Raw genomic sequence first — 24,672 nt, forward strand, 5'->3', positions numbered from 1 at the left:
ATCCTTACGCTTTAGACGGTAATTCTTCGATGGTGTGATTGTGGTTGGTATAGATGCAGATATCACCTGCAATATCCAACGCTTTCACCGCGATATCGCGCGCGTTCATGTCGGTATTTTCCAACAGCGCGCGGGCAGCTGCCTGAGCGTATGGGCCGCCAGAGCCGATGGCAATCAGGTCGTTTTCTGGCTGGATCACGTCACCGTTACCGGTGATGATCAGCGAGGCGTTTTCGTCGGCCACGGCCAGCAGCGCTTCGAGCTTGCGCAGCATGCGGTCGGTACGCCAGTCTTTCGCCAGCTCAACGGCGGCTTTCACCAGATGACCCTGGTGCATTTCCAGTTTGCGTTCAAACAGTTCAAACAGCGTGAAGGCATCGGCAGTGCCGCCTGCAAAACCGGCGATCACTTTGTCGTTATAGAGACGACGCACTTTCTTCACGTTGCCTTTCATGACGGTATTACCCAGCGTGGCCTGGCCGTCCCCGGCAATTACCACCTGGCCGTTACGGCGTACACTTACTATTGTTGTCACGAGCAGACCCCCTGGTTACAGAATCGGGAAACAGAAGCCCTGAGCCTGTGCTCAGGGCTGAATAGAATGATAGATGGGGGGGATTTTGGGGGTTTCAACCCCCGGAAGCGAGTCGAATGCAGTTTGTGTGGCCCGCGACCTTCAGACGGGAAATGGTGCCATCGGCATTTTCTTTGCCTTTCACCGGACCAATCACCACGCGATTCCAGCCGTTATTGGTGGTAATGCGTGAATCAAACCCTTCGAACGCCAGCTGAGCACGGACGGTTTCCGCCTGCTCTGCGCCTTTAAACGAACCACACTGCACCATCCAGCGACGTTCATCTTTTTTCTCAGCCGTTTGCTTCGGCGCTTCGGTCTCTTTGGTGACCGGTGCGGCCTGCTGCGTATTCGGCTGCTGCGCGGTGGTATGCGCCGGCGTTTGCAGCAGATCCTGATACGGCTGGGCGGCTTGCTTTTGCGGCTGCGCTTTTGGCTGCTGGGCAGGCTGCGTTTGTACCGTGCGCGTTTGCTGCTGCGGCTGCTGATAAGGCTGTTCCGTCACCCGCGGCTGCGAGCGAGGCTGCTGTACCGGCTGGGTTTGCGCCCACTGCTGCTGTTGCTGCTGTTGGATCTGAGCCTGGCGCTGACGCTGCAACTGCAATGTTTGTTGACGCTGAGCGGGCGTTTGTTCATTCCACGGGACTTCGTTCAGCTGCGTTGGCTGCTGGCGCATATCGGCCTGCATCTGGGCCAAGAGCTGACGCTGTTCATCCGTGAGCTGATCGGCGTTCTTCACTTCGCCACCGGCGGACGGTTCGGTAGGCGCACGCACCCCCGGCTGGCGGCTTTCCAGCTCTTTAATGTAACGCCAGCGTTCTTCAGGTTTTGGCGGTAAGCCATTGCCGACCACTTTGTTGCCCTGAAGCGCCTCGGACTCTTCTTTCTTATGGTGCGTGATAAAGTACAGGCCACCAATAAAGGCGACCAGTACAGCCGCAGCAATAGCGACCATCGCTGGCGAGACAGCAGGCAGGCTACGTTGCTTGTTCCTTGAGCCACTCTTTTTGCGTCGCGAAGGTGCCGGCTGGCCGCGACGTACATAATCTCGTTGTGCCACTATCGTTTCGCTGTATTTATTCGTTCGTCAGCCCGCCATGTTACTTAAGCGGCGGGGCTTTGACCAGACAGTGAGTCTTAAAGAGGTTTACTTTAAGTCAATGCCTGGGTAGAGCCGCGCACAATTAGCTCGCAGTCGAGCAGTCGCGAGCCGCTGCTAACTGTTTGACCATGCAGTTGATCCAGCAAAAGCAGCATCGCTTCACGGCCAATCTGGTAGCGGGGTTGTGCAACGGTTGAGAGCGGTGGATCGCAAAATTCCGAAAGCGAAATATTATCGAAGCCGATAATCGACAAGTCTTTCGGCACGCGCAGCCCACGGCGTTTGGCATAAGACAAGGCCCCCAGCGCCATGACGTCGCTGTGACAGAACACGGCGGTAGGTGGCTCCGGCAGCGCCAGCAGTTTCTCCAGCGCCTGCCCGCCCGCTTCATAGGTGAAATCCCCACGAGCAATATAGTGCGGATCGACGACGGCACCGGCGCGACGCAGCGCCTGAACATAACCCTGCAGGCGATAATGGCACAGCGGCATCTCTTCCGGGCCAGCGATACAACCGATGCGCTTATGCCCCAGCTCCTGAAGATAGTTCACGGCATTAAAGGCGGCGGTGAGGTTGTCGATATGCACGGTCGGCAGTTCAAGTTCCGGCGCGAACTCGTTAGCCATCACCATCGGCGGTAAATTGCGTTGTTCTTCGATGCTGGCGTCAAACGGCAGGCGAGAGCCAAGCAGCAGCATGCCGTCGATCTGCTTGGTGATAATAAGGTCGATAAAGGTCTTTTCCTGCTGGTTCTGATGGGCGCAGTCGCCAATCAGAACGAGGTAGCCTTGTTCCGCCGCCGTGACTTCAATACCGCGGATAATTTCGCTGAAGAAGGGATCGCAGATGTCCGGGACAATCACCAGGATAGTGCGCGATTCGTTACGCTTCACGTTACGACCCATCGCCTGCGGGAAATACCCGACTTCCAGGGCCGCCTGCTCCACCCGATGGCGGGTCGCCTGGGAGACTTTATCCGGGTTCATTAATGCGCGGGACACGGTTGCCGTAGAAACTTGCGCTTTCTCGGCAACGTCTTTCATGGTCGCCGAGGCAACCTCTTTCCTGGACTTCAACGTCTTCTCCTCGCATGAACACCGAACTTCTCACCTTGCCATTTTTACAGATTGTTAATGGAATCGGTTACAGAATTTTCATGAAAAGTGTGAGGGATGTTGGATTTTTTCGATCCGTATTCAGCCTTCTATCGGATCGACGTCAAGAACCCACTTCACTTTACGCGCGTCAGGCAGCGTGTTGATCAGCGTCAGCGTAGCGCTCACGATGTGCTGTAAGCGGATGCGGGAGGGATGTTGCAGCAAAATCTGCCAGCGGAACCGCCCGCCACGCTTGGCGGCCAGCGCCGGAACAGGCCCTAAAATCCACAGCTGATTATCCACCAGAGGGCTGGCCTGCAGGAGATTTCGCAGCTGCTGGAGGAAAAGCGGCGCCTGCTGGTTGTTATGATCTTCTGCACGGATGATGACGTGGCTGGTCCACGGCGGAAGCTGCATTGTCTGGCGCTCGGCCAGCGCCTGCTCGGCAAAGGCGTCGTAGCCTTTATGCAGCAGGATTTGCAGCAGCGGATGTTCAGGATGGTGCGTTTGCAGCACCACTTCCCCCTGTTTCCCGGCACGTCCGGCACGCCCGGCAACCTGGGTATAGAGCTGGGCGAAACGTTCCGCAGAGCGGAAATCCGCGGAGAAGAGCGCGCCATCGACATCCAGCAGGGCGACCAGCGTAACGTCCGGGAAGTGGTGTCCTTTAGCCAGCATCTGGGTGCCAATCAGGATACGCGCACCGCCGCGATGCACTTCCGCCAGCTGTTGTTCCAGCGCCCCTTTCCGGCTGGTGGTGTCCCGGTCAATGCGTGAGATAGGCACGTCAGGGAAGAAGGGGGCGAGCGTCTGTTCCAGCTGTTCCGTACCCAGCCCGACCGGCACGATATGCGTGGAGCCGCACGACGGGCACTGTCGCGGCACCGGGCGCTGGCTGTCGCAGTGGTGGCAGCGCAAATGACGCTGAGCCTGGTGGAAGGTGTAATAGTGGTCGCAGCGCGGACACTCGGCAATCCAGCCGCAGTCGTGACACAGCAGCGCAGGGGCAAATCCGCGGCGGTTAAGGAACAGGATCACCTGGTTGCCCGCCTGCAGATGCTGGCGCATGCGGGTGATGAGCGCCGGGGCGAGCCCCGCCTGCACCTGCTGACCTTTCAAATCCAGCACGTGCTGGATGGCCGGGCGAGCATTGCCCGCGCGGCGCGTCAGGCGCAGCATGTGGTATTTGCGCTGGCGTACGTTATGCAGCGTTTCGAGCGCAGGCGTGGCGGAACCCAGAATAATGGGGATCTGCTCGCTATGGGCGCGATAGACCGCTAAGTCACGGGCATGGTAGCGCCAGCCTTCCTGCTGTTTATAGGAGCTGTCGTGTTCTTCATCGATTACGATAACGCCGAGATTTTTAAACGGCGTAAATAAAGAAGAACGCGTACCGATGACAATCGCCGCCTCGCCATTTTTGGCTTTCAGCCAGGCGCTGAGGCGTTCACTGTCGTTCAGACCGGAGTGAAGCACCTCAACCGGCGCATTAAAGCGCTCGCGAAAACGGGCGATGGTTTGCGGCGTCAGGCCGATTTCCGGCACCATCACCAGCGCCTGTTTGCCCTGCGCGAGCACGTTTTCCAGTACGCTCAGGTAGACTTCGGTCTTGCCGGAGCCGGTGACGCCCGCCAGCAGCCAGGCGGAGAAATGATCCGATGCACTGTGGATTGCACCCACCGCGGTCGCCTGTTCGGTATTGAGGCGCAGGCGATCGCCCGAAACGGAAAAGCTCTCCCGCCAGTCTTGCTGCGCGGGCGCTTCGCTGCCAAGTTCGCTCAGTCCTTTCTTGCGCAGTGCCTGCAGCGCGGTTTCGCTGACCTCAAGTTCATTCACCTGATGCCGCCAGATTTTCCCCTGGCGCAGCGCCGCCAGCGCCTGCTGCTGTTTCTGCGAGCGCTTCAGACTGTTGATATCTACGGCCTGGCCCTGTTCGGTGGCAAACCAGTACCACATCGGCGCGTGGCAGGCGTTTTTCCCCTGACGCAGCAGTATGGGCAGCGCGTGAAACAGGACATCGCCAATCGGGTGATGGTAGTAATCCGCCGCCCACAGCAGCAATCGCCAGGTGCTGGTGGAGTAAACGGGTTCGCCGTCCAGCACCTCAACGACCGATTTCAACTCGTTGAGCGGCAGTTCGCTTTTCTCGCTGACGGAGACGACGATCCCCACGCGCTGCTGTTTGCCAAACGGCACGGTCACGCGACAGCCCGCTCTGGCGCTCATGCTGTCGGGCAGCAGATAGTCAAAGGTGCGGGGAAGCGGAACGGGCAGGGCTACGTGAGCAACGGGCATCGAATCTTCCTGACTTGAAAAGTGGCGCGTTAGTATACACATTAGAGAAAGCGGCGTGCGGATCAGTTTGCATACGCTGGTTAAATTCTGTATGATTCGCCGCCTTTGGTGTACTTTACGCCAAAGAACTTACATTCAACATCGCGTGGTGTCTGGCGTTAGGGCTGGAAGAGCGACGCGGCCTTAACTGAGGTTCTCCCATGAAAAAAGATATTCACCCGAAATACGAAATGATTACTGCAAACTGTTCTTGCGGTAACTCTATCCAGATCCGCTCTACCGTGGGCCACGATCTGAACCTGGACGTGTGCGGCAAATGCCACCCGTTCTACACTGGTAAGCAGCGTGATGTTGCAACCGGTGGCCGTGTTGACCGCTTCAACAAGCGTTTCAGCATCCCGGGCGCTAAGTAAGTTTCCCGAAAAAAAGGCACCGCAAGGTGCCTTTTTTGTATCCGCTAATCAGTATTCCCACGTATCCGGGTCGATACCCAGTTCACGCATGATCACCTTCGCCTCTTCCGGAATTTCATCACTACGCTCTTTGCGCAGATCGTCGTCGTTTGGCAACGGTTGGCCGGTAAACGCGTGCAGGAATGCTTCGCACAGCAGCTCGCTGTTCGTCGCGTGACGCAGGTTGTTCACCTGACGACGCGTACGTTCATCGGTGAGGATCTTCAACACTTTCAGAGGAATGGAAACCGTAATTTTCTTTACTTGCTCACTCTTCTTACCGTGCTCAGCGTATGGGCTGATATATTCGCCGCTCCATTCAGCCATGAGATACCTTTAATCCTCTCAGTCATTAATCTAAAGGTGCAAAACCGTAACTGACGGTTCTGAACCGGAATCTTGTGTAGTTTACCGTAGAGACGATACCGTGGCACGGATATTGCCGCTGCAGCGTGCACTAAAGCATATAATTTTAACGGCTATTTGCGCATTGCTCAATCTATACGCAAAGAAGTTTAGATGTCCAGATGTATTGACGTCCATACTTTCAATGTTTACTCTGGTGCCTGACTTTTCACCTAATTAGCCAGGAAGCCTTCACCATGACGCGTAAACAGGCCACCATCGCAGTGCGTAGCGGATTGAATGATGACGAGCAGTACGGCTGTGTTGTCCCGCCTATTCACCTCTCCAGTACGTATAATTTCACCGGATTTAATGAACCCCGTGCGCATGACTACTCGCGTCGCGGCAACCCGACGCGTGATGTTACCCAGCGTGCGCTGGCGGAGCTGGAAGGTGGCGCAGGGGCGGTACTGACCAATACCGGCATGTCGGCGATCCACCTGGTGACCACCGTCTTCCTGAAACCTGGCGACCTTCTGGTTGCGCCGCACGACTGCTACGGCGGCAGCTATCGTCTGTTTGACAGCCTGGCAAAACGCGGCTGCTACCGCGTGCTGTTTGTCGATCAAAACGACGAACAGGCGCTAAAACAGGCGCTTGCAGAGCAGCCGAAGCTGGTGCTGGTGGAAAGTCCAAGCAATCCATTGCTGCGCGTTGTCGATATTGCGAAAATTTGTCAGCTCGCAAGGGATGCGGGAGCGATAAGTGTAGTGGATAATACGTTCCTCAGTCCGGCCCTTCAGAACCCGCTGGCACTGGGTGCAGATCTGGTATTGCATTCATGCACTAAATATCTGAACGGCCATTCTGACGTGGTGGCGGGCGTGGTGATTGCAAAAGATCCCGACGTTGTCACTGAACTGGCATGGTGGGCCAATAATATTGGCGTCACCGCGGGTGCCTTCGACAGCTACCTGCTGTTACGCGGCATTCGCACGCTGTCCCCACGCATGGAGGTGGCGCAGCGTAACGCCCAGGCGATCGTGGATTTCCTGCAAACACAGCCGCTGGTGAAGAAACTGTATCACCCGTCGCTGCCGGAAAATCAGGGCCACGAGATTGCCGCGCGCCAGCAGAAAGGGTTTGGCGCGATGTTAAGTTTTGAACTGGACGGCGACGAGCAAACGCTGCGTCGCTTCCTGAGCGGGCTGTCATTGTTTACGCTGGCGGAATCCTTAGGTGGGGTTGAAAGCTTGATCTCCCACGCCGCGACCATGACGCACGCAGGTATGGCACCGGAAGCCCGTGCCGCCGCCGGTATTTCTGAGACGCTGCTGCGTATCTCAACCGGTATTGAAGATTCTGAAGATTTAATTGCCGATCTGGAAAATGGCTTCCGGGTCGCAGCCAAGGGGTAATCATGAGTGTGATAGCGCAGGCAGGGGCGAAGGGTCGTCAACTGCACAAGTTTGGTGGTAGTAGTCTTGCTGATGTGAAGTGTTACCTGCGTGTCGCAGGGATCATGACCGAGTATTCACAGCCGGGCGACATGATGGTTGTCTCCGCGGCGGGCAGCACCACCAACCAGCTGATTAGCTGGCTTAAGCTGAGCCAGACCGATCGCCTTTCTGCGCATCAGGTTCAACAGTCTTTACGCCGCTATCAGAGCGAGCTGATTGCCGGTTTGCTGCCAGCGGACGTGGCGGACGGGCTGATTAGCGCGTTCACGCACGACCTTGAACGTCTGGCCGCCCTGCTCGACAGCGGCATTACCGATGCAGTGTATGCCGAAGTGGTGGGGCACGGTGAAGTGTGGTCCGCCCGCCTGATGGCCGCCGTGCTGCAACACCTTGGCGTGGACGCGGCCTGGCTTGATGCGCGTGATTTCCTGCGTGCCGAGCGCGCCGCGCAGCCGCAGGTAGACGAAGGGTTATCTTATCCGCTGCTGCAACAGCTGCTGGTGCAGCATCCGGGCAAACGTATTGTGGTGACAGGCTTTATCAGCCGCAGCAGCGCGGGCGAAACCGTGCTGCTGGGGCGTAACGGCTCTGACTATTCAGCGACGCAAATCGGCGCGCTGGCGGGCGTTTCCCGCGTCACCATCTGGAGCGACGTGGCCGGTGTTTACAGTGCGGACCCGCGTAAGGTGAAAGATGCCTGCCTGCTGCCGCTGCTGCGTCTGGACGAGGCCAGCGAACTGGCACGCCTGGCAGCGCCGGTTCTGCACGCCCGTACGCTGCAGCCGGTGTCCGGCAGCGATATCGACCTGCAGCTGCGCTGTAGCTATACCCCTGAACAAGGCTCTACGCGCATTGAACGCGTGCTGGCCTCGGGTACCGGGGCGCGTATTGTCACCAGCCATGACGACATCTGCCTGATTGAGTTCCAGGTGCCTGCGGGCCAGGATTTCAAACTGGCGCAAAAGGACATCGATCTGATCCTCAAGCGTGCGCAGGTTCGTCCGCTGGCCGTGGGCGTGCATAACGACCGCCAGTTGCTGCAGTTCTGCTATACCGCTGAAGTGGCGGATAGCGCGCTGAAAATTCTGGATGAAGCGGGCCTGCCGGGCGAGCTTCGTCTGCGTCAGGGGCTGGCGCTGGTGGCGATGGTTGGGGCGGGCGTCACCCGTAACCCGCTGCATTGCCATCGTTTCTGGCAGCAGCTTAAGGGCCAGCCGGTGGAATTTACCTGGCAGTCGGAAGAGGGCATCAGCCTGGTGGCCGTGCTGCGTAAAGGGCCGACCGAAAGCCTGATCCAGGGGCTGCATACCTCGCTGTTCCGTGCGGAAAAACGCATTGGCCTGGTGCTGTTCGGGAAAGGCAATATTGGTTCACGCTGGCTGGAGCTGTTCGCGCGCGAGCAGGTCACGCTCTCGGCGCGTACCGGATTCGAATTTATTCTCGCAGGCGTGGTGGACAGCCGCCGCAGCCTGTTGAACTACGACGGGCTGGACGCCAGCCGCGCGCTGGCTTTCTTTAACGATGAAGCGGTCGAACAGGACGAAGAGTCGCTGTTCCTGTGGATGCGCGCGCACCCGTATGACGACCTGGTGGTGCTGGACGTGACCGCCAGCGAACAGCTTGCCGATCAGTATCTGGATTTCGCCAGCCACGGGTTCCACGTCATCAGCGCCAACAAACTGGCTGGGGCGAGCAGCACCGATAAGTATCGCCAGATCCACGATGCGTTCGAGAAAACGGGCCGCCACTGGCTGTATAACGCCACGGTCGGCGCGGGCCTGCCGGTCAACCACACCGTGCGTGATCTGATTGACAGCGGCGACAGTATCCTGGCGATCAGCGGCATCTTCTCCGGCACGCTCTCGTGGCTGTTCCTGCAGTTTGACGGCACCGTGCCGTTCACCGACCTGGTGGATCAGGCGTGGCAGCAGGGGTTAACCGAGCCTGACCCGCGCGTTGACCTCGCCGGAAAAGACGTGATGCGTAAGCTGGTCATCCTGGCGCGCGAGGCGGGCTATGACATCGAGCCGGACGCGGTCCGCGTCGAGTCGCTGGTGCCTTCTGGCTGCGAGGAAGGGTCGGTCGATCACTTCTTCGAAAATGGCGACGAGCTGAACGAGCAGATGGTGCAACGTCTGGAAGCGGCAAACGAGATGGGGCTGGTGCTGCGCTACGTGGCACGCTTCGAGGCGAACGGCAAAGCGCGCGTGGGTGTGGAGGCGGTTCGTCCTGAACACCCGCTGGCGGCGCTGCTGCCGTGCGATAACGTCTTCGCCATCGAAAGCCGCTGGTACCGCGATAACCCGCTGGTGATCCGTGGTCCGGGCGCAGGGCGTGATGTGACCGCCGGGGCGATCCAGTCGGACATCAACCGTCTGGCTAAGCTGCTGTAACCCCCTTCACCCTAACCCTCTCCCCACAGGGGAGAGGGGACTGCTCGGTGCGGTCTTTTCCCCCTCGCCGGGACGCCCAAACCCTATCATGAACTCCCCTCAACTTCCCCTGAGCATTCCTCACCGTTAATGTTGATTATTTCTGTTGACGCCACTCCGCTTTTCCGTCATTTTTACATCTGGACGTCTAAACGTATAGAAGTTCACAACACAACACATAACGACACGCGATTGATGAGGTAAGGTATGAGCTTTTTTCACGCCAACCAGCGGGAAGCCCTGAATCAGAGCCTGGCCGAAGTAAATGGCCAGATTAACGTCTCTTTTGAATTTTTCCCGCCGCGCACCAGTGAAATGGAGCAAACCCTCTGGAGCTCTATCGATCGCCTGAGCAGCCTGAAGCCGAAGTTTGTCTCCGTCACCTATGGCGCAAATTCCGGTGAGCGTGACCGTACGCACAGCATTATTAAAGGCATTAAAGATCGTACCGGTCTGGAAGCTGCGCCGCACCTGACCTGCATCGACGCTACGCCTGACGAACTGCGGACAATTGCCCAGGATTACTGGAACAACGGCATTCGCCATATCGTTGCGCTGCGCGGGGATTTGCCGCCGGGGAGCGGTAAGCCGGACATGTACGCCACTGACCTGGTCGCGCTGCTGAAAGACGTGGCGGATTTTGATATTTCCGTCGCCGCCTACCCGGAAGTGCATCCGGAGGCAAAAAGCGCCCAGGCGGATCTGCTCAACCTGAGGCGCAAAGTCGAGGCCGGTGCTAACCGCGCCATCACGCAATTTTTCTTCGATGTGGAAAGCTATCTTCGCTTTCGCGACCGCTGCGTCTCTGCGGGCATCGACGTTGAAATTATTCCAGGCATCCTGCCGGTATCCAACTTCAAACAGGCGAAGAAATTTGCCGACATGACCAACGTGCGCATCCCGCTGTGGATGTCAAAAATGTACGAAGGGCTGGACGATGACCCGGAAACCCGCAAGCTGGTGGGGGCCAATATCGCGATGGACATGGTGAAGATTTTAAGCCGCGAAGGGGTGAAAGATTTCCACTTCTATACGCTGAACCGCGCGGAGATGAGCTATGCGATATGTCACACCCTTGGCGTCAGACCCGGTTTGTAACAAATAAAAGCCCTCTTCGGAGGGTTTTTTGATTTCTAAGGGTTTTATTTCTCTGTTGTTTCGACGATGCTGGTCTTGACGCTCTAAAGTCACATATTTTCTACTGGAAATTAAACGGAATTAACTATCGAATCTGTGGATTATCCCAACTATACCTTATCGATTAAGGCGTATATCGTAACGGTAACACAGCAAAGGGAGTACAACGATGAGCACGTCAGACGAGACCAATAAAATGGCTTCGATCGGCAAATGCCCGTTCCATCAGGGTGGCGTCGATCATAGCGCGGGGGCGGGTACCAGCAGTAAAGAGTGGTGGCCTAAACAACTCCGCATTGACCTTCTTAATCAGCATTCCAGCCGTTCTAACCCTTTGGGTGAAGACTTCGACTACCGCAAAGAATTCAGCAAGCTTGACTACTCCGCTCTGAAAGGCGATCTCAAAGCCCTATTGACCGACTCACAACCGTGGTGGCCTGCCGACTGGGGCAGCTATGCGGGCCTGTTTATTCGTATGGCCTGGCACGGTGCGGGCACTTACCGTTCCGTTGACGGACGCGGAGGGGCAGGGCGCGGGCAACAGCGCTTTGCACCGCTGAACTCCTGGCCTGATAACGTGAGCCTGGATAAAGCCCGTCGTTTACTGTGGCCAGTTAAGCAAAAATACGGACAAAAAATCTCCTGGGCTGACCTGTTTATCCTCGCGGGTAACGTGGCGCTGGAAAACTCCGGCTTCCGCACCTTCGGGTTTGGTGCAGGTCGTGAAGACGTCTGGGAACCGGATTTAGACGTCAACTGGGGCGATGAAACGACCTGGCTGAAACACCGCGATCCGGAAGCGCTGGCAAAACGTCCGCTGGCCGCCACCGAAATGGGCCTGATTTACGTGAACCCGGAAGGGCCAAATGCCAGCGGCGATCCGCTGTCTGCCGCCGCTGCCATCCGCGCGACGTTCGGTAACATGGGCATGAACGACGAAGAGACCGTCGCACTGATTGCCGGTGGTCACACCCTGGGTAAAACCCACGGCGCGGGCGAAGCCACGCACGTCGGGACCGATCCGGAAGCCTCTCCGATTGAAGCGCAGGGCCTGGGCTGGACCAGTACGCACGGTACCGGGATTGGCGCAGACGCTATTACCTCCGGTCTGGAAGTCATCTGGTCACAAACGCCGACCCAGTGGAGCAACTACTTCTTCGAGAACCTGTTTAAATACGAATGGGTGCAAACCCGCAGCCCGGCAGGCGCTATTCAGTTTGAAGCCGTGGATGCACCGGACATCATGCCGGACCCGTTCGACCCGTCGAAAAAACGTAAGCCAACCATGCTGGTCACCGACCTGACGCTGCGTTTCGACCCGGAATTCGAGAAAATTTCGCGTCGCTTCCTGAACGATCCGCAGGCTTTCAACGAAGCCTTCGCCCGTGCGTGGTTCAAACTGACCCACCGCGATATGGGACCAAAATCGCGTTACATGGGGCCGGAAGTGCCGAAAGAAGATCTGATCTGGCAAGATCCGCTGCCGCAGCCGGTGTTCAATCCTACCCCGGAAGACATTGAAAGCCTGAAGGCGGAAATCGTGGCCTCTGGTTTGTCCGTGAGCGAACTGGTCTCTGTGGCCTGGGCGTCTGCATCGACCTTCCGCGGTGGCGATAAGCGTGGCGGTGCCAACGGCGCACGTCTGGCGCTGGCTCCTCAGCGCGACTGGGATGTTAACGCCGCTGCCGTGCGTGCGTTACCGGCGCTGGAAGCCATTCAGCGTACCACCAACAAGGCGTCGCTGGCGGATATCATCGTGCTGGCGGGCGTGGTCGGCGTTGAGCAGGCGGCGAAAGCCGCAGGTGTCTATGTCACCGTGCCGTTTACGCCGGGCCGTGTGGATGCGCGTCAGGACCAGACGGATATCGAGATGTTTAACCTGCTCGAGCCGATTGCCGATGGCTTCCGTAACTACCGTGCGCAGGTGGATGTGTCCACAACCGAGTCATTGCTGATTGATAAAGCCCAGCAGCTGACGTTGACCGCACCGGAACTGACGGTACTGATCGGCGGCCTGCGCGTGCTGGGGGCGAACTTTGATGGCAGCAAGAACGGCGTGTTCACCAACCGCGAAGGCGTGCTGAGCAATGACTTCTTCGTCAATCTGCTGGATATGAATACCCTGTGGAAGGCGACCGACGAGTCGAACGAGCTGTTTGCCGGGAGCGATCGTGCCAGCGGTGAAGTGAAGTACACCGCAACGCGCGCCGACCTGGTGTTCGGTTCGAACGCCGTGCTTCGTGCGCTGGCCGAGGTTTACGCCAGCAGTGATGCCAGCGAGAAGTTTGTCCGCGACTTCGTGGCAGCCTGGGCACGAGTGATGGATTTGGACCGTTTTGACGTGAAGTAACCCTTACATCGGGTAAAAAAATCCCCGCTTCGGCGGGGATTTTTGTCATTGTGTGAAAGCAACGTGCGAAAGCCGCCCGTGTTAGAACCGCGATTAACCCGTGTTACGCATACCTGCCGCAACGCCTGCAATCGTCACCATCAGCGCCTGCTCGACGCGAGGGTCCGGCTCTTTGCCTTCCTCTTCGGCGAGACGGGAACGGTGCAGCAGTTCGGCCTGCAGTACGTTCAGCGGGTCGGTGTAGACATTACGCAGCTGGATAGACTCGGCAATCCACGGCAGATCTTCCATCAGGTGCGAGTCGTTAGCGATATCCAGAACCACTTTGATGTCGCCTTCCAGCAGCTCACGCAGCTCTTTCCCCAGCGCCCAAAGTTCTGGTTTCACCAGGCGCTGATCGTAGTATTCCGCCAGCCACAGGTCGGCTTTCGAGAAGACCATCTCCAGCATGCCCAGACGGGTTGAGAAGAACGGCCAGTCGCGGCACATGCTTTCCAGCTCGCTCTGCTTACCGTCTTCCACCACTTTCTGCAGCGCCGCACCGGCGCCCAGCCAGGCTGGCAGCATCAGGCGGTTTTGCGTCCAGGCGAAAATCCACGGAATGGCACGCAGCGACTCGACGCCACCGGTCGGGCGACGTTTGGCCGGACGCGATCCCAGCGGCAGCTTACCCAGCTCCTGCTCAGGCGTGGCGGAACGGAAGTAAGGCACGAAATCTTTGTTTTCACGCACGTAGCCGCGGTACAGATCGCAGGAGATATCCGACAGCTCGTCCATGATGTGGCACCAGGAGGCTTTCGGCTCCGGCGGTGGCAGCAGGTTCGCTTCCAGAATCGCGCTGGTGTAGAGCGACAGGCTGCTGATGGTCACTTCCGGCAGGCCGTATTTGAAGCGGATCATCTCGCCCTGTTCGGTCACGCGCAGGCCGCCTTTCAGGCTGCCCGGCGGCTGGGAGAGCAGCGCCGCGTGCGCAGGGGCGCCGCCACGTCCGATTGAACCACCGCGACCGTGGAACAGCGTCAGTTCAATGCCCGCTTTCTCGCAGGTTTTGATCAGCGCATCCTGTGCCTGGTACTGTGCCCATGACGCCGCCATCACGCCCGCGTCTTTTGCGGAGTCGGAATAGCCAATCATCACCATCTGTTTGCCCTGGATGAAGCCGCGATACCAGTCGATGTTCAGCAGCTGGGTCATCACGTCGTTGGCGTTGTTCAGGTCATCGAGGGTTTCAAACAGCGGTGCAACCGGCAGAGCATAGTCGATACCGGCCTCTTTAAGCAGCAGGTGAACACCCAGCACGTCGGACGGGGTTTTTGCCATTGAGATCACGTAGGCGGCCACCGATCCTTTCGGCGCATCGACGATCGCTTTACAGGTATTGAGCACCTCGCGGGTGTCGTTGCTTGGCTCCCAGCTGCGCGGCAGCAGCGGGCGCTTGGAGTTCAGTTCGCGGATCAGGAACGCCTGTTTGTCGGCTTCTGACCAGCTTTCATAGTCGCCGATGCCGAGATAGCGGGTCAGTTCGCCCAGCGCTTCGGTATGGCGGGTGCTTTCCTGACGCACGTCGATACGCACCAGCGGCACGCCGAAGCACTTCACGCGCCTGAGGGTGTCGAGCAGTTCGCCGTTGGCGATGATGCCCATGCCACAGGCCTGCAGCGACTGGTAACAGGCGTACAGCGGCTCCCAGAGCTGCTCGTTCTGGCTGAGCAGACCTTCCGGTTTAGGCAGGCGCTGGCCTTTCAGACGCGCTTCCAGCCAGGCCTGAGTGGCCATCAGTTGACCGCGCAGTTTTTTCATCAGATAACGATACGGTTCGCTGGCGCCTTCTTCGCCGGCCAGCGCGCGCAGCTCCGGCGTGGCTTCCACCATCGACAGCTCGGAGATAAGTACCTGAATATCTTTCAGGAACAGATCGGTTGCTTTCCAGCGGCTCAGCAGCAGCACGTGGCGGGTGATTTCCGCCGTGACGTTCGGGTTGCCGTCGCGGTCACCGCCCATCCAGGAGGTGAAGCGCACCGGAACAAAATCGACCGGCAGGCGGTAGCCAAGGTTCTCTTCCAGCTGTTCGTTCAGCTCGCGCAGGTAGTTCGGTACCCCTTCCCACAGGCTGTTTTCCACCACCGCAAAGCCCCATTTGGCTTCGTCGACCGGGCTTGGGCGGTGCTTACGAATTTCATCGGTGTGCCACGACTGGGCAATCAGCTGGCGCAGGCGGCGCATCAGCTGGTTACGCTCGTAATCGGCAATGTCTTTGTTATCCAACTGCTTAAGGCAGCTGTTCACTTCCACCATTTTGTGGATCAGCGTACGACGGGTGATTTCCGTAGGGTGAGCGGTCAGTACCAGCTCAAGCGAAAGGGACTCCACCGCTTTTTTAATGATGTCTTCGTTGAGATCGGGCTGGTCTTTCAGTTTACGAAGCGTGCGGGCAATGACTTCCGGGTTGCTGGCCGCTTCGCCGTTGGGCGAAATGCTGTGATATTGCTCGGCGGTGTTGGCCAGATTCAGGAACTGGCTGAACGCGCGTGCAACAGGCAGCAGCTCATCGTTGGAGAGGTTCTGCAAGGTCGTGAGCAGCTCCTGACGGTGAGCCTCGTTACCTGCACGGGAAGATTTGGACAGCTTGCGGATGGTTTCAACGCGGTCGAGAATGTTCTCACCTAACGCGTCTTTGATGGTATCTCCAAGCACTTTGCCGAGCATACTGACATTACTACGCAACGCGGAATATTGTTCGTTCATAAAAACCCAGTCACCCCATCATTTTTGTTTATGCCCAGTCGAAAATCGGGTGGACATTATTTTGTCATCTCCTCTTATAAAGCCACGTAAAACCCCCGTCGTCAATTGCTGCGAAAACGGTTCAGCAAACGAATAAATGCGGGTAATTTACGAAATTTAATTCGCTTCGCGTCAGATAAGAGATGCTTATGAGAATGTGATAGAGATCGCGGGAATTTTCCCTTTCACCCTAACCCTCTCCCACCGGGAGAGGGGATAGCGATGGTCAGTTTTAATGCCAGCAGAAGTGATGCACAACCTGAGTAATCAGCTCGCGGGTGGGCTTGATAAAACGGGTTTCCAGGTACTCATCCGGCTGGTGGGCCTGGTTGATGGAACCCGGGCCAAGCACCAGCGTTGGGCACAGGGTCTGAATAAACGGCGCTTCGGTGCAGTAGTTCACCACGTCGGTTTTCTCACCGAGCAGCTTTTCCACCACCTGGACCAGCTGGTGATCCGGCGGACATTCGTAGCCCGGGATCGGCGGATGCAGCTCAGAGACGGTCAGACGGCCCGGCCAGCGCTCGCTTACCGGGGCCAGTGCCTCATTCAGCAGGCCGTCGAGATCGCTCAGCGTCATGCCTGGCAGCGGACGGATATCCATGTGCAGTTCGCAGCAGGCGCAGATGCGGTTTGAGGCGTCACCGCCGTGCAGGCTGCCGAGGTTCAGCGTCGGGTAAGGCACGGTGAAGGCTTCGTAGTGATAGCGCTCTTTAAGATCGTCACGCAGGGTCATGATGCGGCCAATGGCGTCGTGCATCAGCTCAATGGCGTTCACGCCGCGCGCCGGATCGCTGGAGTGGCCGGACTGGCCCAGTACGCGCACCGCCGTTGAAATATGGCCTTTATGAGCGCGAATCGGTTGCAATGACGTGGGCTCACCGATGATCGCGCAGTCCGGGCGAATGGCCGTGTTTTCCGAGAAGTAGCGTGCCCCCGCCATGCTGGTCTCTTCATCGGCGGTCGCCAGTATGTAGAGCGGCTTTTTCAGCGTTGTCACGTCGACGTCACGCAGCGCGTCGAGGATAAAGGCGAAGAAGCCTTTCATATCGGCGGTGCCCAGACCGTACAGCTTATTGTCATGTTCGGTCAGGGTGAACGGGTCGCGCGTCCAGCGGCCATCGTCAAACGGCACGGTATCGGTGTGGCCGGCTAGCAGCAGGCCGCCCGCACCGGTTCCGGTACTGGCGAGCAGGTTAAATTTATGGCGCGTGCCGGGGACGGGCTGAACCTCAACGTTAAAGCCCAAATCGCTAAACCAGCCCGCCAGCAGATTGATTAAAGACTCATTGCTCTGATCCAGCGCTTCTTCGGTTGCGCTGATGGACGGTGTGGCAATCAGGGCGCGGTAAATCTCGATAAATGGCGGTAAGTTCATTTTCATTGTTGACACACCTTAGGTCGTGATAGTATCAATATTCATGCAATAAATGTGAATAAAAATACATTAACGTTGAGCATAAAGGAACCCGATGTTGAATACGCTGATTGTAGGCGCTAGCGGTTATGCGGGCGCAGAGCTTGTAAGCTACGTGAATCGCCATCCTCATATGACCATAACCGCTTTGACCGTGTCAGCGCAAAGCAATGATGCAGGAAAGTTAATCTCTGAATTGCATCCGCAGCTCCGGGGTATTGTCGATCTGCCTTTGCAGCCAATGTCTGATATCAGCGCGTTCACCGACGGCGTGGACGTGGTGTTTTTAGCCACCGCGCACGAGGTCAGCCACGATCTGGCACCGCAGTTTCTGGCGGCGGGCTGCGTGGTGTTCGACCTCTCCGGTGCATTCCGCGTGAACGACGCCGCGTTCTATGAAAAATACTACGGTTTCACTCATCAGCACCCGGCACTGCTTGAACAGGCGGTGTACGGTCTGGCGGAGTGGAATGCGGACCGGCTGAAAGAGGCGAACCTGATCGCCGTGCCGGGCTGCTACCCGACGGCGGCGCAGCTCTCCCTGAAGCCACTGATCGATGCGGGCCTGCTGGATCTCAACCAGTGGCCGGTGATCAACGCCACCAGCGGCGTAAGCGGGGCGGGCCGCAAGGCTGCAATGTCCAATAGCTTCTGTGAAGTGAGCCTTCAACCGTACGGCGTGTTTAACCACCGCCACCATCCTGAAATCACGACCCATCTGGGTGCGGACGTCATCTTTACGCCGCATCTGGGCAACTTCCCGCGCGGGATCCTCGAAACCATTACCTGCCGCCTGAAGCCGGGCGTCACTCAAGACCAGGTAAGCGAGGCCTTTACCCAGGCATATGCGGATAAACCGCTGGTGCGTCTGTATAACAAAGGCGTCCCGGCGCTGAAAAACGTGGTCGGTCTGCCGTTCTGCGACATCGGCTTTGCCGTGCAGGGCGAGCACCTGATTGTGGTGGCGGCCGAAGATAACCTGCTGAAAGGCGCTGCCGCTCAGGCCATGCAGTGCGCCAATATTCGTTTCGGCTTCCCTGAAGCGCAGTCTCTTATTTAAGGTGTGATGATGAACCCATTAATTATCAAACTCGGCGGCGTGCTGCTGGACAGCGAAGAAGCGCTGGAGCGTCTTTTTACCGCGCTGGTGAACTACCGTGAGTCGCACCAGCGCCCGCTGGTCATCGTCCACGGCGGCGGCTGCGTGGTGGATGAGCTGATGAAAGGGCTTAACCTGCCGGTGACCAAGAAAAACGGCCTGCGCGTCACGCCTGCCGACCAGATTGACATCATTACCGGTGCGCTGGCGGGAACGGCGAACAAGACGCTGCTGGCGTGGGCGAAGAAGCATCACATTGCTTCCGTGGGCCTTTATCTGGGCGACGGCGACAGCGTAAAAGTGACCCAGCTCGACGAAGCGCTCGGCCACGTTGGACTGGCGCAGCCGGGTTCGCCTAAGCTGATTAACACTCTGCTGGACGGCGGGTTCCTGCCGGTCGTCAGCTCTATCGGCGTGACCGAAGAGGGCGAGCTGATGAACGTCAACGCTGACCAGGCGGCGACGGCGCTGGCGGCTACGCTTGGCGCAGACCTGATCCTGCTCTCCGACGTGAGCGGTATTCTGGACGGCAAAGGCCAGCGCATTGCGGAGATGACGGCGGCGAAAGCCGAGCAGCTCATTGACCAGGGCATTATTACCGACGGCATGATCGTCAAAGTGAACGCGGCGCTGGATGCCGCCCGCACGCTGGGCCGCCCGGTGGATATCGCCTCCTGGCGTCACGCGGAACAGCTGCCGGCGCTGTTTAACGGCACGCCAATTGGCACGCGTATACTGGCGTAATCAATTTACAGTTTTGCAGGCCCGGTAAGCGTAGCGCCACCGGGCAATGAAATTCAAAGATATAAAGGAAGCATGTTATGGCACTTTGGGGTGGGCGTTTTACACAGGCAGCGGATCAGCGGTTCAAACAGTTCAACGACTCGTTGCGTTTCGACTATCGCCTGGCCGAACAGGATATTGTCGGCTCTGTGGCCTGGTCCAAAGCGTTGGTCACCGTTGGCGTGCTGACCGCAGACGAACAGCTGCAGCTGGAAGAGGCGCTGAACAACCTGCTGGAAGAGGTGCGTCTGGATCCGGCGCAAATTCTCCAGAGTGATGCCGAAGACATTCACAGCTGGGTTGAAGGCAAGCTGATCGACAAAGTCGGCCAGCTGGGTAAAAAGCTGCACACCGGGCGTAGCCGTAACGACCAGGTAGCGACCGATCTCAAGCTGTGGTGTAAAGATACCGTGGCTGAGCTGCTGGCGGCCAACCGTCAATTGCAGAGCGCGCTGGTGGAGACCGCGCAGAACAACCAGGACGCGGTGATGCCGGGTTATACCCACCTGCAGCGCGCGCAGCCGGTGACCTTTGCTCACTGGTGTCTGGCCTATGTGGAGATGCTGGCGCGTGACGAAAGCCGTCTGCAGGATACCCTGAAGCGTCTGGACGTCAGCCCGCTGGGCTGCGGGGCGCTGGCGGGAACGGCGTATGAAATCGACCGGGAGCAGCTGGCAGGCTGGCTGGGCTTTGCCTCCGCCACCCGTAACAGCCTGGACAGCGTCTCTGACCGTGACCATGTGCTGGAGCTGCTGTCTAACGCATCCATCGGAATGGTGCATCTCTCGCGCTTTGCCGAAGACCTGATCTTCTTCAACTCCGGTGAAGCCGGTTTCGTTGAGCTGTCTGACCGCGTGACCTCCGGCTCTTCCCTGATGCCGCAGAAGAAAAACCCGGATGCGCTGGAGCTGATCCGCGGCAAGTGCGGCCGCGTGCAGGGCGCGCTGACCGGCATGATGATGACCCTAAAAGGGCTGCCGCTGGCGTACAACAAAGATATGCAGGAAGACAAAGAAGGGCTGTTCGACGCGCTCGACACCTGGCTGGATTGCCTGCACATGGGCGCGCTGGTGCTGGACGGCATTCAGGTGAAACGTCCGCGTTGTCAGGAAGCGGCCCAGCAGGGTTATGCCAACTCGACCGAGCTGGCGGATTACCTGGTAGCGAAAGGCGTACCGTTTCGTGAAGCGCACCATATTGTGGGTGAAGCGGTGGTCGAAGCGATCCGTCAGGGGAAACCGCTGGAGGATCTGCCCCTGGCTGACCTGCAGAAATTCAGTGCAGTGATCGGGGAGGATGTTTACCCGATTCTGGCGCTGCAGTCGTGCCTGGACAAGCGTGCGGCCAAAGGTGGCGTGTCGCCGAAGCAGGTGGCGCAGGCGATTGCGGATGCGAAAAACCGCCTGGTTTGATAGGGGCGGGCTGGTGCCCTCACCCTAACTCCTCTCCCACGGGAAGAGGGGCTCGATTGGTTCCCTCTCCCTCTGGGAGAGGGCCAGGGTGAGGGAAAAACGGAGCCTGGCTTAACGCCGGGCTTTTTTACGCAAAAAAAATGCGGACCACGGGGTCCGCAAAAGTTCACGTTGGCTTTATTTTTTCGAGTTTTGAGAGAAACTCGCTGACGGGCGGGGACGTCAAGGGTCAAACACGTACCGCCTCGTCTCTGTGGTGTATTATTCAACAGAATGCTTGATAGGGATAATCGTTCGTTGCTATGCTATCTATCGCCATGAACTATCGTGGCGACGGAGGATGAATAATGAATATTCGTGATCTTGAATACCTGGTAGCGTTAGCCGAGCATCGTCATTTTCGCCGCGCGGCAGATTCCTGCCACGTCAGCCAGCCCACGCTGAGCGGTCAGATCCGCAAGCTGGAGGATGAGCTGGGCGTGATGCTGCTTGAGCGCACCAGCCGTAAGGTACTGTTCACCCAGGCCGGTCTTCTGCTGGTGGATCAGGCGCGCACCGTGCTGCGCGAGGTCAAAGTGCTCAAGGAAATGGCAAGCCAGCAGGGGGAGACGATGTCCGGCCCGCTGCATATTGGCCTGATCCCAACCGTTGGCCCGTACCTGTTGCCGCAGATTATTCCCATGCTGCATCAGACGTTCCCCAAGCTCGAAATGTATCTCCACGAAGCGCAAACCCATCAGCTGCTGGCGCAGCTCGATAGCGGCAAGCTCGACTGCGCGATCCTGGCGCTGGTCAAAGAGAGTGAAGCCTTTATCGAAGTGCCGCTGTTCGACGAGCCGATGATGCTGGCGATCTATGAAGATCACCCGTGGGCGAACCGCGATCGCGTGCCGATGGCCGATCTGGCCGGTGAAAAGCTGCTGATGCTGGAAGATGGACACTGCCTGCGCGATCAGGCGATGGGCTTCTGCTTTGAAGCGGGTGCGGATGAAGATACCCACTTCCGCGCAACCAGCCTGGAAACGCTGCGTAACATGGTGGCGGCGGGAAGCGGCATTACGCTGTTGCCTGCACTGGCCGTGCCGCGCGAGCGCAAGCGTGACGGCGTAGTCTATCTGCCGTGCATTAAGCCAGAGCCGCGACGCACCATTGGTCTGGTTTATCGCCCAGGCTCACCGCTGCGCAGCCGCTATGAGCAGCTGGCAGAGGCCATCCGCAGTTCCATGGATGGCCACTTTGACAGCACGTTAAAACAGGCGGTTTAAGCCGTTCAGCGCAGCGACCCGATAGGCTTCCGCCATCGTCGGGTAGTTAAAGGTGGTGTTAACGAAGTACTCGATGGTGTTGCCACCGCCTTTTTGCTCCATGATTGCCTGGCCGATATGAATGATTTCCGCGGCGCGTTCACCAAAGCAGTGAATACCGAGGATCTCTTTCGTCTCGCGGTGGAACAAAATCTTCAGCGTACCCACGCTCATGCCCACGATTTGCGCCCGTGCCAGGTGTTTAAACTGAGCACGACCGACCTCGTAAGGCACCTTCATGGCCGTCAGCTGCTGCTCGGTTTTCCCCACAGAACTGATCTCCGGGATGGTGTAGATACCCGTCGGAATATCTTCGATCAGGTGCGCCGTCGCTTCACCTTTCACCAGCGCCTGCGCGGCAATACGGCCCTGATCGTACGCGGCTGACGCCAGGCTCGGGTAACCAATCACGTCGCCGACAGCATAAACGTGCGGCAGCGCGGTCTGGTACATGCTGTTGACCTTCAGCTGGCCACGGCTGTCGGTTTCAAGGCCGAGGTTTTCCAGCGCCAGCGAATCGGTATTACCGGTGCGGCCGTTGGCGTACAGCAGGCAATCCGCTTTCAGCTTCTTACCGGACTTCAGGTGCATGATTACACCGTCGTCGCAGCCTTCAATCTTCTCGTACTCCTCGTTGTGACGGATCACGACGCCACTGTTCCAGAAGTGGTAGGAGAGGGAGTCTGACATCTCCTGATCGAGAAACGCCAGCAGACGGTCGCGGGTGTTGATCAGGTCAACTTTGACCTCCATGCCGCGGAAGATCGACGCATATTCGCAGCCGATGACGCCCGCGCCGTAGATAATTACGTGGCGCGGCTCGTGGTGCAGGCTGAGGATGGAGTCGCTGTCGTAGATACGCGGGTGCGTAAAGTCTACGTCCGCCGGATGGTACGGGCGTGAACCGCAGGCGATAACAAACTTTTCGGCGGTGATGGTTTCAACCGTTCCGTCGTGGCACTCCAGCGCCAGCGTGTGGTCATCCACGAAATGGGCGTTGCCCTGCAAGATCTCGCAGTGGTTACGCTCGTAGAACCCCTGGCGCATCCGCGTTTGCTGGTTAATAACGGTATCAGCGTGATTCAGGATGTCGGCAAAAGAGGAACGAAGAAGTCGGGAATGGTCGCTGTAAAGAGGGTTCTGGTTAAATTCGATAATGCGGCTAACGGCATGGCGGAGGGCTTTTGAAGGGATGGTGCCCCAGTGGGTGCAACCGCCGCCGACATTATGGTAGCGCTCAATGACCGCTACTCTGGCTCCCTGTTTTACCAGACCCATAGCAGCACCTTCGCCGCCGGGGCCGGAACCAATAACTATTGCGTCGTAATCGTAGGAATGTGGCATGGCAAGGCTTACCTGTTCTTATACATAAAAGCAACAGAATCATAACATCATTGCCAGAGTAACCCAATTATCGTTGTGCTTTTTTCAGTCAATGAAGCACAAACCGCACGTAAACAATCATTCACAAAGCTGCACAAACAGATTAATTTTATTCTCTGGTATAGTGCCATCAGGCCTTTGGAAGGATTCAACTATTGTGATGGGCGTTAGAGCACAACAAAAAGAGAAAACCCGGCGTTCGCTGGTGGAAGCCGCATTCAGTCAACTGAGTGCTGAGCGGAGTTTTGCCAGTTTGAGCCTGCGCGAAGTCGCCCGTGAGGCCGGGATTGCGCCAACGTCCTTCTATCGTCACTTCCGTGATGTGGATGAACTGGGCCTGACCATGGTCGATGAGAGCGGCCTGATGCTGCGCCAGCTGATGCGCCAGGCGCGTCAGCGTATCGCGAAAGGCGGCAGCGTGATCCGCACTTCCGTCTCGACCTTTATGGAGTTTATTGGCAATAACCCGAACGCGTTTCGTCTGCTGTTACGTGAACGTTCCGGAACATCGGCCGCGTTTCGTGCCGCCGTGGCGCGTGAAATTCAACATTTCATCGCGGAACTTGCCGACTATCTTGAAATCGAAAACCATATGCCGCGTGCGTTCACCGAAGCGCAGGCCGAAGCGATGGTGACGATAGTCTTCAGTGCCGGTGCCGAAGCGCTGGATGTGGGTATTGAACAACGCAAGCAACTCGAAGAGCGACTGGTATTGCAGCTCAGGATGATTTCCAAAGGCGCGTACTACTGGTATCGCCGTGAACAAGAAAAGTTGGCACATCAAACCGACGAAGGTGAGTAATGAAACAGTCAGGTCAGGATAAAGGAACGCTGTTGCTGGCATTGATCGCTGGCTTATCCATTAACGGCACGTTTGCGGCTATTTTTAGCTCCATCGTTCCGTTCTCGATTTTCCCGATTATTTCGCTGGTGCTGACGGTTTACTGCCTGCATCAACGCTATCTGAACCGCACCATGCCCGTCGGCTTACCGGGGCTGGCGGCCGCCTGCTTTATACTGGGCGTGTTGCTGTTTAGTACCGTGGTTCGTGCGGAATACCCGGATATCGGTTCCAACTTCCTGCCGGCGGTGTTGTCCGTGGTGCTGGTCTTCTGGATTGGTTCGCGCATGCGCAACCGTAAGAGCCGGTTGCCGGAGTAAAGGGGTTTGTCGTTGCAGGCCGGATAAGCGAAGCGCCATCCGGCATTTATTGGCAGGTAGCGCTTCGCTTACCTGCCCTACGTAA

The 24,672-nt window shown here is 57.8% G+C and carries 19 protein-coding genes; 11 read left to right on the forward strand and 8 right to left on the reverse strand.

Annotated features, from left to right (window positions below):
* Nucleotides 1-4: 4 nt before the first annotated feature.
* From hslV to priA, 4 genes are all read right to left on the reverse strand, one after another.
* The gene (gene hslV, locus I6L58_RS13280) at nucleotides 5-535 is read right to left on the reverse strand and encodes an ATP-dependent protease subunit HslV (RefSeq protein ID WP_042322674.1); all 531 of its coding nucleotides are present in this window, start codon (nucleotides 533-535) and stop codon (nucleotides 5-7) included.
* A gap of 94 nt (nucleotides 536-629) precedes the next feature.
* Nucleotides 630-1,634, reverse strand: coding sequence for a cell division protein FtsN (ftsN, locus tag I6L58_RS13285; protein WP_088209379.1), 1,005 nt, complete (start codon nucleotides 1,632-1,634; stop codon nucleotides 630-632).
* A 92-nt stretch (nucleotides 1,635-1,726) separates the two neighbouring features.
* The gene (cytR, locus tag I6L58_RS13290) at nucleotides 1,727-2,752 is read right to left on the reverse strand and encodes a DNA-binding transcriptional regulator CytR (protein ID WP_058610680.1); all 1,026 of its coding nucleotides are present in this window, start codon (nucleotides 2,750-2,752) and stop codon (nucleotides 1,727-1,729) included.
* A 120-nt stretch (nucleotides 2,753-2,872) separates the two neighbouring features.
* On the reverse strand, nucleotides 2,873-5,068 hold the full coding sequence (gene priA / locus I6L58_RS13295; RefSeq protein WP_088209380.1) for a primosomal protein N': 2,196 nt from the start codon (nucleotides 5,066-5,068) through the stop codon (nucleotides 2,873-2,875).
* A 200-nt stretch (nucleotides 5,069-5,268) separates the two neighbouring features.
* Between priA and rpmE the strand changes: the two genes are divergently transcribed.
* Nucleotides 5,269-5,481: a 50S ribosomal protein L31 gene (gene rpmE, locus I6L58_RS13300; RefSeq protein ID WP_003862040.1), complete on the forward strand. Its 213-nt coding sequence runs from the start codon at nucleotides 5,269-5,271 to the stop codon at nucleotides 5,479-5,481.
* Nucleotides 5,482-5,529: 48 nt separating this feature from the next.
* Here rpmE and metJ read toward each other — a convergent pair whose 3' ends face one another.
* A complete protein-coding gene (gene metJ / locus I6L58_RS13305; RefSeq protein ID WP_006179183.1) occupies nucleotides 5,530-5,847 on the reverse strand; it encodes a met regulon transcriptional regulator MetJ in 318 nt (105 codons plus the stop codon).
* Nucleotides 5,848-6,122: 275 nt separating this feature from the next.
* Between metJ and metB the strand changes: the two genes are divergently transcribed.
* The 4 genes from metB to katG all read left to right on the forward strand — a co-directional run bounded on the left by metB (nucleotide 6,123) and on the right by katG (nucleotide 13,244).
* Nucleotides 6,123-7,283 carry a cystathionine gamma-synthase gene (gene metB / locus I6L58_RS13310; protein ID WP_058610678.1) on the forward strand — a complete coding sequence of 387 codons (1,161 nt, stop codon included), beginning with the start codon at nucleotides 6,123-6,125 and terminating at the stop codon, nucleotides 7,281-7,283.
* Nucleotides 7,284-7,285: 2 nt separating this feature from the next.
* Nucleotides 7,286-9,718, forward strand: a complete 2,433-nt coding sequence (locus tag I6L58_RS13315; RefSeq protein WP_006179186.1) for a bifunctional aspartate kinase/homoserine dehydrogenase II — start codon at nucleotides 7,286-7,288, stop codon at nucleotides 9,716-9,718.
* A 246-nt stretch (nucleotides 9,719-9,964) separates the two neighbouring features.
* Nucleotides 9,965-10,855: a methylenetetrahydrofolate reductase gene (metF, locus tag I6L58_RS13320; protein WP_006179187.1), complete on the forward strand. Its 891-nt coding sequence runs from the start codon at nucleotides 9,965-9,967 to the stop codon at nucleotides 10,853-10,855.
* Nucleotides 10,856-11,063: 208 nt separating this feature from the next.
* Nucleotides 11,064-13,244: a catalase/peroxidase HPI gene (gene katG, locus I6L58_RS13325; protein ID WP_088209381.1), complete on the forward strand. Its 2,181-nt coding sequence runs from the start codon at nucleotides 11,064-11,066 to the stop codon at nucleotides 13,242-13,244.
* Between the two features lie 93 nt (nucleotides 13,245-13,337).
* On the opposite strand, the gene ppc is transcribed toward katG, so the two are convergent.
* A complete protein-coding gene (ppc, locus tag I6L58_RS13330) occupies nucleotides 13,338-15,989 on the reverse strand; it encodes a phosphoenolpyruvate carboxylase (protein WP_006179189.1) in 2,652 nt (883 codons plus the stop codon).
* 271 nt (nucleotides 15,990-16,260) lie between these two features.
* The gene (gene argE / locus I6L58_RS13335) at nucleotides 16,261-17,412 is read right to left on the reverse strand and encodes an acetylornithine deacetylase (RefSeq protein WP_058610676.1); all 1,152 of its coding nucleotides are present in this window, start codon (nucleotides 17,410-17,412) and stop codon (nucleotides 16,261-16,263) included.
* A gap of 88 nt (nucleotides 17,413-17,500) precedes the next feature.
* Between argE and argC the strand changes: the two genes are divergently transcribed.
* The 4 genes from argC to oxyR all read left to right on the forward strand — a co-directional run bounded on the left by argC (nucleotide 17,501) and on the right by oxyR (nucleotide 22,004).
* Nucleotides 17,501-18,505 (forward strand): N-acetyl-gamma-glutamyl-phosphate reductase, encoded by a 1,005-nt coding sequence (gene argC / locus I6L58_RS13340; RefSeq protein ID WP_088209382.1) that lies wholly within the window; start codon nucleotides 17,501-17,503, stop codon nucleotides 18,503-18,505.
* A gap of 6 nt (nucleotides 18,506-18,511) precedes the next feature.
* Nucleotides 18,512-19,288, forward strand: a complete 777-nt coding sequence (gene argB, locus I6L58_RS13345; protein WP_006179192.1) for an acetylglutamate kinase — start codon at nucleotides 18,512-18,514, stop codon at nucleotides 19,286-19,288.
* A gap of 77 nt (nucleotides 19,289-19,365) precedes the next feature.
* Nucleotides 19,366-20,739: an argininosuccinate lyase gene (gene argH, locus I6L58_RS13350; RefSeq protein WP_006179193.1), complete on the forward strand. Its 1,374-nt coding sequence runs from the start codon at nucleotides 19,366-19,368 to the stop codon at nucleotides 20,737-20,739.
* Between the two features lie 347 nt (nucleotides 20,740-21,086).
* A complete protein-coding gene (oxyR, locus tag I6L58_RS13355; protein WP_006179194.1) occupies nucleotides 21,087-22,004 on the forward strand; it encodes a DNA-binding transcriptional regulator OxyR in 918 nt (305 codons plus the stop codon).
* On the opposite strand, the gene sthA is transcribed toward oxyR, so the two are convergent.
* Nucleotides 21,987-23,387 (reverse strand): Si-specific NAD(P)(+) transhydrogenase, encoded by a 1,401-nt coding sequence (gene sthA / locus I6L58_RS13360; protein WP_058610674.1) that lies wholly within the window; start codon nucleotides 23,385-23,387, stop codon nucleotides 21,987-21,989. The genes oxyR and sthA overlap by 18 nt on opposite strands.
* Before the next feature lie 196 nt (nucleotides 23,388-23,583).
* Here sthA and fabR point away from each other — a divergent pair, with 196 nt between their 5' ends.
* The gene (gene fabR / locus I6L58_RS13365; protein ID WP_072208921.1) at nucleotides 23,584-24,228 is read left to right on the forward strand and encodes an HTH-type transcriptional repressor FabR; all 645 of its coding nucleotides are present in this window, start codon (nucleotides 23,584-23,586) and stop codon (nucleotides 24,226-24,228) included.
* Entirely contained in the window at nucleotides 24,228-24,587 is a 360-nt protein-coding gene (locus tag I6L58_RS13370) for a YijD family membrane protein (RefSeq protein ID WP_006179198.1), read from the forward strand. The genes fabR and I6L58_RS13370 overlap by 1 nt, the downstream gene beginning before the upstream one ends.
* Nucleotides 24,588-24,672 lie beyond the last annotated feature (85 nt).

Source organism: Enterobacter cancerogenus, from assembly GCF_019047785.1.
GTDB classification, from domain to species: domain Bacteria; phylum Pseudomonadota; class Gammaproteobacteria; order Enterobacterales; family Enterobacteriaceae; genus Enterobacter; species Enterobacter cancerogenus.